Annotated in this window: 1 tRNA gene; it reads right to left on the bottom strand. The window is 65.4% G+C overall.

Annotation, left to right across the window (positions count from 1 at the left end):
* Positions 1-39: 39 nt before the first annotated feature.
* A tRNA-Ala gene (locus tag HT134_RS44390) sits at positions 40-112 on the bottom strand.
* Positions 113-301 lie beyond the last annotated feature (189 nt).

Below are 301 nucleotides of genomic sequence, written 5' to 3'. Positions count from 1 at the left end.
ATCGAAAGCCCAGGCCATTGACCTGGGCTTTCGTATGCGTGGAGCCTAGGAGATTCGAACTCCTGACATCCTGCTTGCAAAGCAGGCGCTCTGCCAGCTGAGCTCAGGCCCCTTCGACGAAGATAGCTTACCGGCCCGGCGTCCCTATGTGGTGCGTGGTCACGTCCGCGCTGAGTACGAGGCTGGGGAAGTCGGCGATCGTGTCGAGGATGTGGGTGGCGCCGCCCTTGAGGAGGCGTTCGCGGCTGTGGACGCCCGTCATGACGCCCGCCTCGATCGAGGCGCCTGCGCGGCGGCCGGA

The organism is Nonomuraea rhodomycinica (assembly GCF_013363995.1).
GTDB classification, from domain to species: Bacteria; Actinomycetota; Actinomycetes; order Streptosporangiales; family Streptosporangiaceae; genus Nonomuraea; species Nonomuraea rhodomycinica.
This window is presented reverse-complemented; position numbering and strand designations above follow the sequence as displayed.